Source organism: Halolamina pelagica, assembly GCF_001307315.1.
Taxonomy (GTDB): domain Archaea; phylum Halobacteriota; class Halobacteria; order Halobacteriales; family Haloferacaceae; genus Halolamina; species Halolamina pelagica_B.
Genome location: NZ_LGUC01000001.1, coordinates 94,335 through 106,548 on the forward strand (window position 1 = coordinate 94,335; position 12,214 = coordinate 106,548).

A 12,214-nucleotide genomic window follows, 5' to 3' on the forward strand; every position below is an offset into this window, starting at 1 on the left:
ACGCCAGGAGGCGTGCAGCGCGCAACAGCGTGCGCTGCGTGACTCACCATGCCTGGTCCCGATCCGCACGACGACACGAGTCGCGACTACGAGCGATTCGAGAAAGAACAGCTCGCCCAGGACCGCGACGCCACCAGCGTCGACACGGCGGACATCGACGACGCGACGGCCCAGCGCCTAGTCAACGACCTCGTCGACGCGGCCGTCGTCACTCCGGTTCCTGAAGACCAAGTTCTGGTTCACGAGCCGAGCGGAACCACGTTCGACTCGACGACACAGCTGGCCGTCTTCCACTATGGCTGGACGGCCGACCGCGACGCCGACGCGGAGGGTGAGTGATGCAGCAGACCCTCGTCGGCTGTGCGTTTTGCGACGCGCCGCCCGGCGCCGAGACTGGCGAGGCCCACACCTGGGGCCAAGACGAACGAGTCACTCACCCGATCTGCGTCGACTGCGCGATTCAGACGGAACCGGATCCCGACGAGCGCAATCACGTTGCCTGTGACAGCTGTGGGCTGGTCGTCGACACGCTCGCGGCGTCGCCGGCGCACCGCGCCGGCTTCCAGCGGGACCTCCGGTCACGCCCGGCTCACGCGGTTCCGGGTCGAACTGGGGCATCTCGAGGGGCCGCTCCAACTGTGTGCTCGCTGTAGCCCTGGTGGGCTCGCGACGTACTGGACGCGCGACCTCACGGAGCATCTCGTGGCCGAGTGACGCTTGGCCGAGTGAGGCTCACATCGTACACACGAAAACGGCTAAGTGCGTTGGCTCACAATGTACACATCATGAGCACCGATAAGAAGCGCGTGCAGTTTCGGGCCCCCGATCGGCTCATCGACCGAGCCGACGCCCTCGCAGAGGTACTCGGCGAAGATCGAACAGACGTCCTCGTGACCGCGCTTCGGGAGTACCTCCAAGACGCTGCTCACGACGACGCACTCACCCAGGAGATCGCTGCCGCCTATTACGACGACGAGATCACCTTCGAGCAACTCAAAGCGCTCGTCGGCGCCGAAGAGGCGGCAAACCTCCGCGTGTTGAAACAGCAGTTGGACGAGGACTTCATCGACGAGGTCGCCGACGCATAGATGTCGCGGCTTATCGCAGACGCCTCCGCCCTCGTGAGTCTCGGGATCGTTACTGACGACGACCCCGATCCACTCGCACTTTGTCTCTCCCAGTACGAGGTCGTCGTCCCAACGGCAGTTATCGATGAACTCCGAGAGATCGCCTCCTACGATGACGTCCATGGACACGCCGCGTCCGCCGTCCTTGACCGGGTGGATGCATTTACGACACAGTCGGTGGACCTCGATGCCGAGTTCCCGCTCGATGACGGTGAAAACGCGGCGGTGACGCTCGCGAATAATCTCGATGCTGCGCTCTTCCTCTGTGACGAGTTCAATCAACTTGGCTTGATCCACGCCTCACTCGCAGATACCCGGCTCGTCACGACACCGACGCTGCTCTCGGTGCTCGTTCGAACTGAACACCTATCAGCTGCCGATGCGCGGCTGCTCCTCGATGCGATCAGTGAGGCCCGGAGTTGGGGCGCAAACAGCTACGTACAACGAGCTCGCTCGTTGCTCGAAGAGCCCTGACACCGTGGAGGATACTTCGAAGTGATTCGGAATGCCCGATACCGACGCTCTCTACGACGTTTGTGAACAAACGGGGAATCCAGCCCACGCATCGGTCGACGACGTGATCACACTCGTCCTTGATCGAGCACGGAAACCGCGTGAGAACCACCACAACGCACATTTCGACGAGGCTATGGCTGCTGTCGTCGATCAATATGGTGAAGGCGCCGTCCGGACCGTCATCCATCGCGTCCTCGTTGAGCACGATCCGTTTCGCACAGCTACGGTTGGGCTGGATATGCAGAACATGGATGGCATTCGGATCGGGACGACAGCCGGTAGGTTCCTCCGAGAATTGAACGCGGTACAAGACAGCTGAGACACCCCGCTTGAAACCCCTCGGCCGCTCGGCATCCCGCGACCCCCGCTGCGCTCCTCGGCCCTGCGGTGCTTGCGGGGCCAGGGGACGACCGAGACGGCCTCGTCCTTTCTGAGTCCGCCAGGACGGTAGCTGCCTCACCGAGCGACATAGCCGGCTGAGCAGGTGTGTCTGTGACGGCCCGCCCCGCTCGCCGCTGCCGCCCTTCGCTTGCTCGCGGGTCGCTGCTCGCGGCTCACTCCGTTCCCCGCTCGCTATCGTGGTCTCCCATTGGTCGACCACGCCCCGCTCCCCGCTCGCCGTCGAGGCGCTCCCTGCGGTCGCGCCTCGCTTCGCTCGCGACCGACCATTCCGGGCGTGCGGGCGCTCTCTGCACTGCCCGCGCCCGTTCCGGGCTCAACTGCATGTGCCCTCGGCGCCAGCGGGAAAGTGCGAGTGGTTGCGCGGCGTCGCTGCTCACTGCCTTCCCCCAAGCGTTATGAGTATGAATAGGGTATGAATATGCATGGGCAAGGGCGAACGTCGAAAAATCGGAAAACGAGGACAGGTGACGATCCCGAAAGATCTCCGGGAACGCTTCGGAATCAAGGGGGGAGACAACGTCGTGATCCGCGAAGAGGCAGGGAAGATCGTTATCGATCAATCCGCCACTCGTGAGGAGTTGGCCGAGGGGTACCGTCAGCGTGCCCAGCGGACCCGCGACCTCGCTGAGGAGCTAGCGGGCGTCTCGACGGAAGCTGATGCCCATCTCGGCGATGCCCCAGAGTGGTAGCGGATGGCACCGTCTGTCCGTCGAGGCGACATCGTAATTGTTGAACTCGACCCCACACAGGGATCCGAACAACGGGGAACACGTCCGTGTCTCGTCGTGCAGAACGACATCGGGAACGCAAACGCACCCACAACGATCGTTGTTCCGTTCACTACCTCGTTTGACGAGCAGCTCTATCCCTTCGAAGTACTCGTTCCAGCCGAGGAGTGTCCGCTTCAGGAGGACTCCGTTGCGCTCTGTAGCCAGATTCGAACCATCTCCATCGAGCACCGGATCAGCGAGAATCTCGGCTCGATCCCTCCAGAACGGATGGCCGAGGTTGATACCGCACTCGAACACAGTCTCGGCCTCACGGAGATCTGAGACGGGCTGGCGCCCGTTACAGGTAGCGAGCGGGAGCCCACCCCTTCAGGGGTTGGTGTAAGCGACAGCATAGCCCGGCAGGCTACGCGCTATTGCTCGTCTGGATGGTCCACTGCTTCCAACCCCGCTTCGATAATCACCTGATAGGCTTCTTCGAGGCACACGCTCACGAGTGAAGTCCTGAAACTGCAGAAACGCCTCCTGTGTGGCACCGATGTGGTGGGAATGTCACTTCGGGTTGCCCGCCCGGTCGCCAGGAAGGCTCGTTTCTGCTGTGTACGATACGGCTCGCCCCGCTCGCCGCTGCCGCCCTCCGCTTGCTCGCGGGTCGCTGCTCGCGGCTCACTCCGTTCCCCGCTCGCTATCGTGGTCTCCCGTTGGTCGACCACGCCCCGCTCCCCGCTCGCCGTCGAGGCGCTCCCTGCGGTCGCGCCTCGCTTCGCTCGCGACCGACCATTCCGGGCGTGCGGGCGCTCTCCGCACCGCCCGCGCCCGTTCCGGGCTCAAGTGCATGTGCCCTCGGCGCCAGCGGGAAAGCGCGAGGGGTTGCGCGGCGTCGCTGCTCACCCCCACGCTTTCTCCGCTGGTCGCTCGCTCCGGGCGGGTCGGCGCGCGGTGCTGGTTGGGGCCACCGCATGCAGGCGCGCTCTCGCTCGCGCCCAGGAGGGCGCTCGCGAAGGCGCGAGCGAGAGCGCGCAGCTGGTGCTGTCGGTCGATGTCGAAAATCCGCGATGTTGGAGCATCGCGGGAGTCGGCGCGTGAGCGCCTTCAGGAACTGAGTTGAGTTCCAATGTCCAGTAAGAAGTCGAGTCGAAAACGCGTTACGGTCGATGAACAGGCGTTCGAACAGGCAAATCCGGAGTCGGTTGCGGGCGACGATGCCCCGGTCGTCGACGACACGCCCCAGTTGGAGCCGGCGGTCGAGCAGGAGACCCAGGCGAAGGTGGATGCGAACCACCCGGACGGGATCGCGGACACGAGCAAGGATCGGATTCACGGTGTCACCCTCGAACAGGAGGAGCGCATTCGGGCGCGGGAAGCCGAACTGGAGCGCATCAGTGCCCAGGCCGAGCTGGGCACGCAGGACGGTCGCGAGCAGCGCACGCAAGAGGTCGCCGCTGAAGGGAGCAAGCAGCGCCGGCGGGAGTTCCAGAAGCGGGCCGCGAGCGTGGACCCGATGGCCGACCCGGAACGGGATGATCCCCGAGCGGAACTCTCCCAGGATGAACTGGCGACGGTGAACACGGAGGCAGACCGACTCGCGACGCGGGTGGATGGCTGGTCGCGGGCGGCGATCAGTCGACGCCTGGCCGAAGCAGTCGTCGATGGCCGGGACCTGACGAGTGCGGTCGTGCGGGTGTTCGAGGAGTTGCAGACGGCGCCCACCGGCTCGGTGCCCATCGACGCTCTCGAGGACGTCGATCGCGGCACGGTCACGATCGACGGTCGTGTGGAGACCCTCTGGGAGAGTGATTCGCCGGCCATCCAGCAAGTCGGGCTGATCGTGGACGAGAGCGGGCAAACGAAGGTGACGATCTGGAAGGCATCGGACGCGCCGTGGATCGAGGAAGGCGAGACGGTGCGCATCCACGAAGCGGCCACGAACTGGTACGAGGGCCGGATCTCGGTGGCCGTGACGGGGTGGAGCACCATCCACTTCCCGGAGCGCGGTCGCTGGTGGGACGCATAGCCAGTCGGCGCAGCCCTCTTTTTTTTTGCTGTGCGCCGGGCCGGCCCAAGCCCCGCCGCCCCACCCTCCGCTCCGTGCTCGCTCCTGCCGTCGCTGCGCGCGCAGCCACAACCTTGCTGATGCTGAAGGCAACGGATGCGACTGCGGTGATGTCTATACCGGGCCGAGATGGGTGACCCGTCCTGATCGGGTCTGATTCACCGATGAGTTTGGAAGTACTTGACCGCCACAGTGAGGCACTGTTCGCGTTCCTCTGGTGTCCGGTCTGCGGACACGAGGTGTTCAGCCACATCCCCTTCGAGGGGGTGTTCTGCAAGCACTGCAACACGCAGGTCGAACTGCAGGAGCCACTGGAGACACGCGGTCACGAAGACGCCGCCATCGCGCGCTTCACCACGGACACGACGTGGAACCTCCACGTCGACGAGAAACTCCGACGCGACCTCCCTGACGGCACAGCGCGAGCGAAGATCCTCGGCGCACCGGGAGCCTACGAGGTTGACTGGTGGAGTCCAGCGCAGGGGGAGGACTGGGAGCCGGTCGAGCGTGGCGAGTTCGACGACGTCGACGAGCCGGAGGCAGTTGCCCACCTGGCGTAGCGGTCCCGCTTCTCAGCCTCGCCAGGATGGTCGAAACCAGCACCCCGCATTCACGCAGGATGGACCAACCACCACTCGCGGAATTCGATCCGTCGGATCGTGTGCGCAAGCGTGCCCAGTACGAAGCCTTCGCGTTCTCGCTACAGGCCGGCGACGTCCGCGTTCGCAACGAGAGTCACCTCGATCCAGCGGACCACGAGTACCGTGTCTCGGTCGTCGACGGCCTTCCGGTCAGTTGTACGTGTCCCGCCGACGAGCGGGACGACGACCCGTGCAAGCATCGCGTCGCCGTCGCGATCCGCCCGAAGATCCTCGAGATCGCGATGGCGATGCAGGCCATCAGCGACTGCGGGCGGTGATTTTCACCCCCAGGTAGGGGTGCGGGAGTGCTCGCGTTGCCTCTCGCAATCCACTATGAGTGGAACGATCGACGAGCCCACGACGGCACAGTCGACGACCGAGAGGACCGAGGTTCGGTACGTCGGGACGCGCGTTCGGGGCGGTGTCCGCGTGCGGACGTATCCCGGGAAGCAGGACCTTACGCCGAGCCGTAGCCTTGAGGTGGTGAGCCACAGCCCCTCAGGCTTCGAGTGGGGATATGGCGGGAGTGGGCCCGCCCAACTCGCCCTCGCGATCCTGCTCGACTACACCGACGATCAAGAGGTTGCCCAGTCGCACTACCAAGCGTTCAAGTGCGAGATCGTGAGTCAACTCGCATGTACGAGGGGTGATGGGATGTGGACGCTCACGGCTGGCAAAATCGAGCAGTGGCTCCCCGACGACTAGCGATGGCGTCAACTATAATCAAGAAACGTATTTATACGATCGGGTGTTAGAGTATACACAGATGATCTCAAAGGCCGGACTCGCCGTAATCGACGCACTGAGTACCGGCCGCGAAGCGACGCCAGACGATCTCGCAACTGAAACGGGGTATTCACAGACACACATCTACGCGGTGCTCGATGACCTGCTTGATGCGGGGCTCCTAGTCGAACGGCGTGGGCCCAACAACCAGCGGTACGTCCGTGTCGCGGACCACCCGGTCATTGAATCGTACCGGACGCTACGGACGGAGCTCAGTCACGTTGACTGGGCTGAGCTTCTCTCGCCTGCCACTCTCCGAGTATGCTGGTTTCTCGATGAACCCCGTCGAGTATCCGAGATAGCAGAGCGACTGGCGATTACTCGACAAGGCGTTCACAAGGCGCTGTCGCCGCTCAAAAACCGGGCGATGCTGTCCTCGTCCGGCCCCGAGTACGCGGGGAGTGAGGACCTCGCGCCGCTGCTGGCGTTCGCTCAGGCCATCGTGACCCACGAGCACCGATCGCGAGCCCGGGAGATCGCGCCGAGTGCGACTGTCGAGTGGTGCGACCCGAAACGCGCACTCGTCCGCGTACAGACCGCCGCGGATACAGACGCATTACTGGAGACGCCTGATTGGCAGGTGACTGGGCTCGGTCGGTTCGAGGAGTACGGTTTGCAGTTCTTCCTTGCAGGTGAGCCTGCATTCTGGTATGCGCCCGACGAGGGACTCACGCCGAGCGAAGTGGTGTGCCACACGCTCGTTCTCGATAGTGGCTCCCGCCGGGTTAGCTATGCGATGCTGTTGATCGAGGCGTTGGATATCGATCAGGAGACGCTCACAGACACTGCAACGTGGTACGATCTGAAACCCACGGTCGCTGCGATGTACCAGGCACTGCAGGGAAGGGTTAAGGACTCGGACGAGCTCCCAGTCGTCCTTCCAAGTGAATCAGAATTTACGGCACTCAAAGAGCAGTACGGTGTCGCATGACGGTATTCAAGGGTGGCGATGCGATCAAAGAGTTCCTCGAGGAGTTCGACAGCTGGCTGTCGGAGTCCGTGACGGTGTATCTCCTCGGCGGATCTGCGATGACCGCCCGTGGGCTGAAAGACCAGACCGAAGATATCGATCTCGCGGTGGGTGTAGTGTCCGAATTCGAGCACGTCTACCAGACGCTCACGTCACAGGGATTCACGGTTGTCGACGAACCAACGGAGTCGTTCGAAGGTGTCGGAAAAACCATCGAACTGCATCACAACGGGCGCGGGTTTCGGATCGATCTCTTTGAACGGCAGATCGTCGGGAAAGTCTGGATCACCGACCGGATGCACGACCGGGCCGAAGAGTTCTGGACCGGGCGGTGCGTAACCGCATTCATCCTCTCAGATGAGGATATGTTTCTGCTCAAAGCGGTCTCGGGCGGTGACCTCGCGAGTGGCCGTCGACGAGACATTGAAGATATGCGGAAATACGCCCAGCGTGGGCTGGACTACGAGTCGATTCTCACCGAAATCGACGAACAGCGACCGTTCAATACTGGTACGACTGAAGCACGGCAGATTCATGATCGTTCGCATCCTCTGTTCACAATCGAGATGGCCGTGAACTCACTATCCGGGCTTCCGGATACGTTCACCGGCCGTATCGCAGCGTTTGCAACTGAGTTCGAAATCGAGTATACCGTTCTAGATGCTGTTGAGGGTGGAGTCGACGATATCGAAGCAATTCGGGAGCGGGTCCTTGGGAATGTGCGAGCACTGTCGGACGACCAAGCAAGCGCCGTCGACGAAGCGATTGATCGACTCGTTGCAAAGCAGGTTCTCAAGCGCGACGGGGATACGATTCGAACCCAGTAAGACCGCACTCCGGCTCTGTTTGTTGAACCCTCGAAGGGGTTCAGGGTGTTGTTTGTGTGCCCTCGTAGAGGGCGAGGGCTCCTTCGAAAGCTCTCAGAGGTGGCTTCCAGTGAGTCAACAACAGAGTCCCGACAACGTCTCGATCGACGAGATTCCGGTCGATATCGACAACACGCAATCAGCGGAGGTCGATCCCGCCGACATCCCCGACGAAATCGAATCCATCACCCGTGGGCTCGCCGGTGAGCAACCGCCGACGAATCCACTGGTCGTGCTGAAAGCGGCCCGATGGTGGTACATTCACGGCAAGGGCGGCACGGATCCCGCCTTCCAGTGGGCCATCGAGTGGGCGCGTCACCTTGTGACCGACACGCCCAGCGACGTCGAGCGGTTCGACGCATACCTTGAGTACCTCGTCACGGTTGGCTTGGCGGACGACCGCCACGAACTCCGCTAACCGACAGACTCGGTTTTTGAACGCCCCTGAAGGGTGCGGCGCAGGCTGAACAGACGCAGTCGCCGTGAACGTGATTCGGTGAACACAATGACTACGACCAGCGACGCGTCGGTCTCCTTCGACGAGACCGACACACGTTCCGACGAGATGCACAGTACGATCGAACAGTGGATCGACGAGCTCGTCGCCGGCGTCGACGACGCGCAGGCCAGCGCAGAGTTCCAGGAGTGGCTTGACGTCCAGAGTCGGTTCCACGACTATTCCTACCGCAACACGCTCCTCATCAAGCGCCAATGTCCCGAGGCGAGCCGGGTTGCGGGCTACCGGACGTGGCAGGAGAAGTTCGACCGGCACGTGACGGAAGGCGAGTCGGCGATCTGGATCTGGGCGCCGATCATCGCCAAGCGGTGCCCCGAGTGCGAGAACTCGCCGAGCTACCACGAGGACAGTGACTGTGAGTACGACGAGACGCCGCCCGAGGAGTGGGCCGAGGGTCTTGTCGGGTTCAACCCCGCGCCGGTGTTCGATATCTCCCAGACCGAGGGCGAGCCGCTCCCCGACCTCGACACGGAAGCAACTGGGGACGCCGGCGACCTCGTCGACCAGTTGACTGCCGCCGCTGACGACCTCGGCGTGACGGTCCAGATCGTTCCGAAAGCGGAGTGGACTCACGGCGAGGCGAAGGGCATCTGCGAACAGCTGAGCCTCGTCGACGTCCAGCCGCTCGTCAAGGTGCGTGATCGGGAGAACGAGGCCGACCTTGCAACGACGCTGATCCACGAGTACGCGCACGCCCTGCTCCACTTCGACGTCGACGACGACACTGAACGATCCAAGCGGGAAGTCGAGGCTGAGGCGGTCGCGTACGTCGTCGGGCGCTACTGTGGGCTGGACACGAGCGGGTCGGCGTTCTACCTCGCTGCGTGGGAGTCGGACGATCCCGAAGTCGTTCGCGACCGGTTCAGGCGAATCAGTCGGACAGCCGAGGAGCTCATCGACGTTCTGGAGGGCGAATCCTCGTCCGAACTCAGTTAACCAACGGAGTAGGGGATCACTTCCGTCCTGTTGGTTAAGTTTTCAGCGCCCGCAGAGGGGCGGAGGTACAATTCGACCTCCGTCGATTGATCTCTGAACTAATCTCACGACGATCGGGGGCCAGCGTTTCAGACAGACCCGCAACTAGAGGAATATAGAACTACACCAAAGTACTATATTCTTTTGATTCGTGTGTTTCCACATGACCGACCGAAGTCCGCCAGCGGAGTTCACCGACATCAACGAAGCGGTCGGTGAGGAATGGGAATCCGAAACGACCCCATATGAACGCATTCGCCGCGTTATTGCGCATACGTACAGCCCTGCCGCAGCTGATGCGGTCGCCGCCGATGCACGGACCACTCCGAAAACCGCACGAAAGCACTTGAACATACTCGCCGATGAGGGGTTTGTCGAGACGACGCCTAGTGAGCAGGGCGGCACGCTCTATCACCGCTCCCCCGAATCGCTCGTCGTCGAACAGGCTGCCGACATCCTCGACAACGTCTCGACCGACGAACTCGTCACGCGAATCCAAGAGATGCGCGACCAGCTTACCGAGTACCGAGCTGAGTTCGGGGTCGATTCCCCTGAAGAGTTGGCTGTCACCCGGACAAATCAGGCTCTCGCCGAATCCGAGTCCCCACAGAACGAGATCGATCCAGAGACGATCCGTGAGTGGAAGACGCTCCGTCGGAATCTCGCATTCGCGAACGCTGCCCTCTCAATCAGTAACGCGGAGCAATTCGTCGAGGGCGATCGTCGGTCGACTGACGACAGTGTCCCTGCCTGAGTAATGCAGGATTCTCCTGACCAAGCGGAGGCCCATTCCCTCCGTGGGGCAACGGACCGGCCAGCGCTGCTCACAATTCGCGATATTGTCGAAGAGATGGAACCGCTTGCGACAGCCCAATTCGACGACTATCTCCATCCTACTGTGCTTGAGGTTACACTCGACGATGGATTGTGTGCTGCGGACACGGCCCGGATCGATATCCAGTGGACAACACGAGATGACTACAAGTTCCACTACACGGATACGGAGGGTGTGGATTTCCGGTGGGGAAAGCATCCACATGCGGGGGACTACATCCACGTCCCCGGGTTAGAGCACTACCATCCACCACCCGATGCGAGTTCTGAGCGCGACGAGGTCGAAGAGTCCTGCATCTCGCAGTCACCCGAAGAATTAGTCACTCGAGCGGTCCTCAAACTCTGGCGGGTAGCCTACCACAGGGGGTCGTATACATCTCTGAACAAAGGGCGTAACCCGCCATAGTCTGCCACCCTCTCGTCGCCTTCTTCGCACCGGTTAGGTTTCGAACGACTCGAGTTTCTGAACGATCTTCGTGTATACGTCGGGTGCGCAGTACCATCCGTTATCGATCATCGCGTCGATGATCGTTCGTGCGTCGTCGCCGCTAATCACCCCCTGCTTTGTGAGTTTCAGAATCAGGTACGCTGTCCCCGGGTCGTAACGCCTTCAGCGGCGGCAACGTCCCGCCTGTACGTCTCGTCCATCACGGCCACTCCGTCATGCGTGTCGGCGTAGGCCAGGACAGCAGCGTCAGCGTCACTGAGGCTGGGATTCTCCCGAAGTCGAGCCATGAATGGCGAAGCGTCAACCGTGACGACGTCGAACCGGCCAGCGTCGACGGCCCGTTCGATTCGGCGAGCATCTGGATACCCCTCTTCGAGGCCGGTCGCGACGACTTCATCGTAGACGCGCTCGGGGATCACACACGACGCTTCGAGGTTGTGGACGAGTGCGAGTCGATCAACTTTCGCGAGATAGATGAGCGGTGTGGCATCGAACACCCACATTCACAGCGCCTCGAGGTCCGCGTCGACGTGGTCGTCGGCGACCCAGCTGATGTCGCGTTCCTTTGCGAGCTGGGCGAAGTCCCAGACGGACATCCCGGCCAGCTCAGCCGCCTTGCTGAACGTGATCGACCCCGCCGCGAGTTGCTCAAGTGCCTGTTCGCGACGCCACTCCTCGAGTCCCTCGGAGAGGAGCTTTCGAACGGCCGTACTCCGATCCAGGTTCTCGTCCTCGAGATACGCGTCGAGCTCCGCTTCCAGTTCATCGGGGACCCGCGCCGAGATCGTTCCCATAGTGTATACATTGTACTCGATGTATACAAACACTCCGGTGGTCCCCAACTGAACGATACTCCAGCGGGTCCGTGTCGTCTCGGGAGGACGACAGCACCCGTACCGCTACCGCGAGATCGGCGTCGTGGCCCACGCATACCGTACTGATTTTCTTAGTCATCCATTCTCTCCAAACCCGTGTTGGTTTTCTATTTTGACAAAAGAAATAAGGCCCAACTATGTATATAGTTACCGCGCACCGATACCCAACTAACACACACCCCCGCCACACGTATGATCACCCGCTCAGTCACCATCGAGGCGATCGATGAACTGTATCTCCAGTGGCACGACCACATCAATGCCTCAGCCCTCTATCGGCGTGCACTCCGCGAGGAGATGGCCGTTCGCGGTGTCGACAGTGACGAACTCCGAGACCTCCTGGAGCGGGCCCAGGAGCAGGGGTACACGCTCGAGGAGATCGCGTCGGAAACCAACCGGTTCGCGGATCTGGAAGCACTCGTCACCGACCAGGAGCGCGAGTCACCGACGGCCGACACCAGGCCGGAGTGATCACG

The 12,214-nt window shown here is 62.1% G+C and carries 17 protein-coding genes and 3 pseudogenes; 18 read left to right on the forward strand and 2 right to left on the reverse strand.

Annotated elements, in window-relative coordinates:
• Nucleotides 1-48 precede the first annotated feature (48 nt).
• The 17 genes and pseudogenes from SY89_RS00520 to SY89_RS19425 all read left to right on the forward strand — a co-directional run bounded on the left by SY89_RS00520 (nucleotide 49) and on the right by SY89_RS19425 (nucleotide 10,821).
• Nucleotides 49-339: a hypothetical protein gene (locus SY89_RS00520; protein WP_054582707.1), complete on the forward strand. Its 291-nt coding sequence runs from the start codon at nucleotides 49-51 to the stop codon at nucleotides 337-339.
• Nucleotides 339-714 (forward strand): annotated as a pseudogene (locus SY89_RS15505) (DUF7558 family protein). The gene SY89_RS00520 and the pseudogene SY89_RS15505 overlap by 1 nt, the downstream one beginning before the upstream one ends.
• Before the next feature lie 71 nt (nucleotides 715-785).
• Entirely contained in the window at nucleotides 786-1,088 is a 303-nt protein-coding gene (locus SY89_RS00525) for a hypothetical protein (protein ID WP_054582708.1), read from the forward strand.
• Nucleotides 1,089-1,601, forward strand: coding sequence for a hypothetical protein (locus SY89_RS00530; RefSeq protein WP_054582709.1), 513 nt, complete (start codon nucleotides 1,089-1,091; stop codon nucleotides 1,599-1,601).
• A 31-nt stretch (nucleotides 1,602-1,632) separates the two neighbouring features.
• Nucleotides 1,633-1,962, forward strand: a complete 330-nt coding sequence (locus SY89_RS00535) for a hypothetical protein (protein WP_054582710.1) — start codon at nucleotides 1,633-1,635, stop codon at nucleotides 1,960-1,962.
• A gap of 505 nt (nucleotides 1,963-2,467) precedes the next feature.
• Nucleotides 2,468-2,734 carry an AbrB/MazE/SpoVT family DNA-binding domain-containing protein gene (locus SY89_RS00540; protein ID WP_054582711.1) on the forward strand — a complete coding sequence of 89 codons (267 nt, stop codon included), beginning with the start codon at nucleotides 2,468-2,470 and terminating at the stop codon, nucleotides 2,732-2,734.
• A gap of 3 nt (nucleotides 2,735-2,737) precedes the next feature.
• Nucleotides 2,738-3,097: a type II toxin-antitoxin system PemK/MazF family toxin gene (locus tag SY89_RS00545; protein ID WP_054582712.1), complete on the forward strand. Its 360-nt coding sequence runs from the start codon at nucleotides 2,738-2,740 to the stop codon at nucleotides 3,095-3,097.
• A 790-nt stretch (nucleotides 3,098-3,887) separates the two neighbouring features.
• Nucleotides 3,888-4,787 carry a hypothetical protein gene (locus SY89_RS00550; protein ID WP_054582713.1) on the forward strand — a complete coding sequence of 300 codons (900 nt, stop codon included), beginning with the start codon at nucleotides 3,888-3,890 and terminating at the stop codon, nucleotides 4,785-4,787.
• 203 nt (nucleotides 4,788-4,990) lie between these two features.
• A complete protein-coding gene (locus SY89_RS00555; protein ID WP_054582714.1) occupies nucleotides 4,991-5,386 on the forward strand; it encodes a DUF7567 family protein in 396 nt (131 codons plus the stop codon).
• A 59-nt stretch (nucleotides 5,387-5,445) separates the two neighbouring features.
• Nucleotides 5,446-5,739: pseudogene (locus tag SY89_RS00560) on the forward strand (SWIM zinc finger family protein); the annotation flags it as partial.
• Between the two features lie 61 nt (nucleotides 5,740-5,800).
• A complete protein-coding gene (locus tag SY89_RS00565) occupies nucleotides 5,801-6,172 on the forward strand; it encodes a DUF6166 domain-containing protein (protein ID WP_054582716.1) in 372 nt (123 codons plus the stop codon).
• Nucleotides 6,173-6,233: 61 nt separating this feature from the next.
• Nucleotides 6,234-7,184 carry a hypothetical protein gene (locus tag SY89_RS00570; RefSeq protein WP_054582717.1) on the forward strand — a complete coding sequence of 317 codons (951 nt, stop codon included), beginning with the start codon at nucleotides 6,234-6,236 and terminating at the stop codon, nucleotides 7,182-7,184.
• Nucleotides 7,181-8,050 carry a hypothetical protein gene (locus SY89_RS00575; protein WP_054582718.1) on the forward strand — a complete coding sequence of 290 codons (870 nt, stop codon included), beginning with the start codon at nucleotides 7,181-7,183 and terminating at the stop codon, nucleotides 8,048-8,050. Before SY89_RS00570 ends, SY89_RS00575 begins: the two co-directional genes overlap by 4 nt.
• Nucleotides 8,051-8,159: 109 nt before the next feature.
• Nucleotides 8,160-8,507 carry a hypothetical protein gene (locus tag SY89_RS00580; protein ID WP_054582719.1) on the forward strand — a complete coding sequence of 116 codons (348 nt, stop codon included), beginning with the start codon at nucleotides 8,160-8,162 and terminating at the stop codon, nucleotides 8,505-8,507.
• Between the two features lie 87 nt (nucleotides 8,508-8,594).
• Nucleotides 8,595-9,542, forward strand: a complete 948-nt coding sequence (locus SY89_RS00585) for an ImmA/IrrE family metallo-endopeptidase (RefSeq protein ID WP_054582720.1) — start codon at nucleotides 8,595-8,597, stop codon at nucleotides 9,540-9,542.
• A gap of 202 nt (nucleotides 9,543-9,744) precedes the next feature.
• Complete coding sequence (locus SY89_RS00590) at nucleotides 9,745-10,335, forward strand: DUF7342 family protein (RefSeq protein WP_054582721.1); 591 nt, start codon at nucleotides 9,745-9,747, stop codon at nucleotides 10,333-10,335.
• Between the two features lie 3 nt (nucleotides 10,336-10,338).
• The gene (locus tag SY89_RS19425) at nucleotides 10,339-10,821 is read left to right on the forward strand and encodes a hypothetical protein (RefSeq protein ID WP_080506548.1); all 483 of its coding nucleotides are present in this window, start codon (nucleotides 10,339-10,341) and stop codon (nucleotides 10,819-10,821) included.
• A 33-nt stretch (nucleotides 10,822-10,854) separates the two neighbouring features.
• Here SY89_RS19425 and SY89_RS00595 read toward each other — a convergent pair.
• Together SY89_RS00595 and SY89_RS00600 are read right to left on the reverse strand one after the other, a co-directional pair.
• A pseudogene (locus SY89_RS00595) lies at nucleotides 10,855-11,366 on the reverse strand (PIN domain-containing protein).
• Complete coding sequence (locus tag SY89_RS00600) at nucleotides 11,367-11,657, reverse strand: UPF0175 family protein (protein ID WP_054582722.1); 291 nt, start codon at nucleotides 11,655-11,657, stop codon at nucleotides 11,367-11,369.
• Nucleotides 11,658-11,930: 273 nt separating this feature from the next.
• Here SY89_RS00600 and SY89_RS00605 point away from each other — a divergent pair, with 273 nt between their 5' ends.
• Nucleotides 11,931-12,209, forward strand: a complete 279-nt coding sequence (locus SY89_RS00605) for a hypothetical protein (RefSeq protein WP_054582723.1) — start codon at nucleotides 11,931-11,933, stop codon at nucleotides 12,207-12,209.
• The last annotated feature ends 5 nt before the right edge of the window (nucleotides 12,210-12,214 follow it).

Excerpts from the sequence above, each read along its gene's own strand:
- SY89_RS00520 (WP_054582707.1), top strand. The coding sequence starts at position 49 with ATGCCTGGTCCCGATCCGCACGACGACACGAGTCGCGACTACGAGCGA.
- SY89_RS00525 (WP_054582708.1), top strand. The coding sequence starts at position 786 with ATGAGCACCGATAAGAAGCGCGTGCAGTTTCGGGCCCCCGATCGGCTC.
- SY89_RS00530 (WP_054582709.1), top strand. The coding sequence starts at position 1,089 with ATGTCGCGGCTTATCGCAGACGCCTCCGCCCTCGTGAGTCTCGGGATC.
- SY89_RS00535 (WP_054582710.1), top strand. The coding sequence starts at position 1,633 with ATGCCCGATACCGACGCTCTCTACGACGTTTGTGAACAAACGGGGAAT.
- SY89_RS00540 (WP_054582711.1), top strand. The coding sequence starts at position 2,468 with ATGGGCAAGGGCGAACGTCGAAAAATCGGAAAACGAGGACAGGTGACG.
- SY89_RS00545 (WP_054582712.1), top strand. The coding sequence starts at position 2,738 with ATGGCACCGTCTGTCCGTCGAGGCGACATCGTAATTGTTGAACTCGAC.
- SY89_RS00550 (WP_054582713.1), top strand. The coding sequence starts at position 3,888 with ATGTCCAGTAAGAAGTCGAGTCGAAAACGCGTTACGGTCGATGAACAG.
- SY89_RS00555 (WP_054582714.1), top strand. The coding sequence starts at position 4,991 with ATGAGTTTGGAAGTACTTGACCGCCACAGTGAGGCACTGTTCGCGTTC.
- SY89_RS00565 (WP_054582716.1), top strand. The coding sequence starts at position 5,801 with ATGAGTGGAACGATCGACGAGCCCACGACGGCACAGTCGACGACCGAG.
- SY89_RS00570 (WP_054582717.1), top strand. The coding sequence starts at position 6,234 with ATGATCTCAAAGGCCGGACTCGCCGTAATCGACGCACTGAGTACCGGC.
- SY89_RS00575 (WP_054582718.1), top strand. The coding sequence starts at position 7,181 with ATGACGGTATTCAAGGGTGGCGATGCGATCAAAGAGTTCCTCGAGGAG.
- SY89_RS00585 (WP_054582720.1), top strand. The coding sequence starts at position 8,595 with ATGACTACGACCAGCGACGCGTCGGTCTCCTTCGACGAGACCGACACA.
- SY89_RS00590 (WP_054582721.1), top strand. The coding sequence starts at position 9,745 with ATGACCGACCGAAGTCCGCCAGCGGAGTTCACCGACATCAACGAAGCG.
- SY89_RS19425 (WP_080506548.1), top strand. The coding sequence starts at position 10,339 with ATGCAGGATTCTCCTGACCAAGCGGAGGCCCATTCCCTCCGTGGGGCA.
- SY89_RS00600 (WP_054582722.1), bottom strand. The coding sequence starts at position 11,657 with ATGGGAACGATCTCGGCGCGGGTCCCCGATGAACTGGAAGCGGAGCTC.
- SY89_RS00605 (WP_054582723.1), top strand. The coding sequence starts at position 11,931 with ATGATCACCCGCTCAGTCACCATCGAGGCGATCGATGAACTGTATCTC.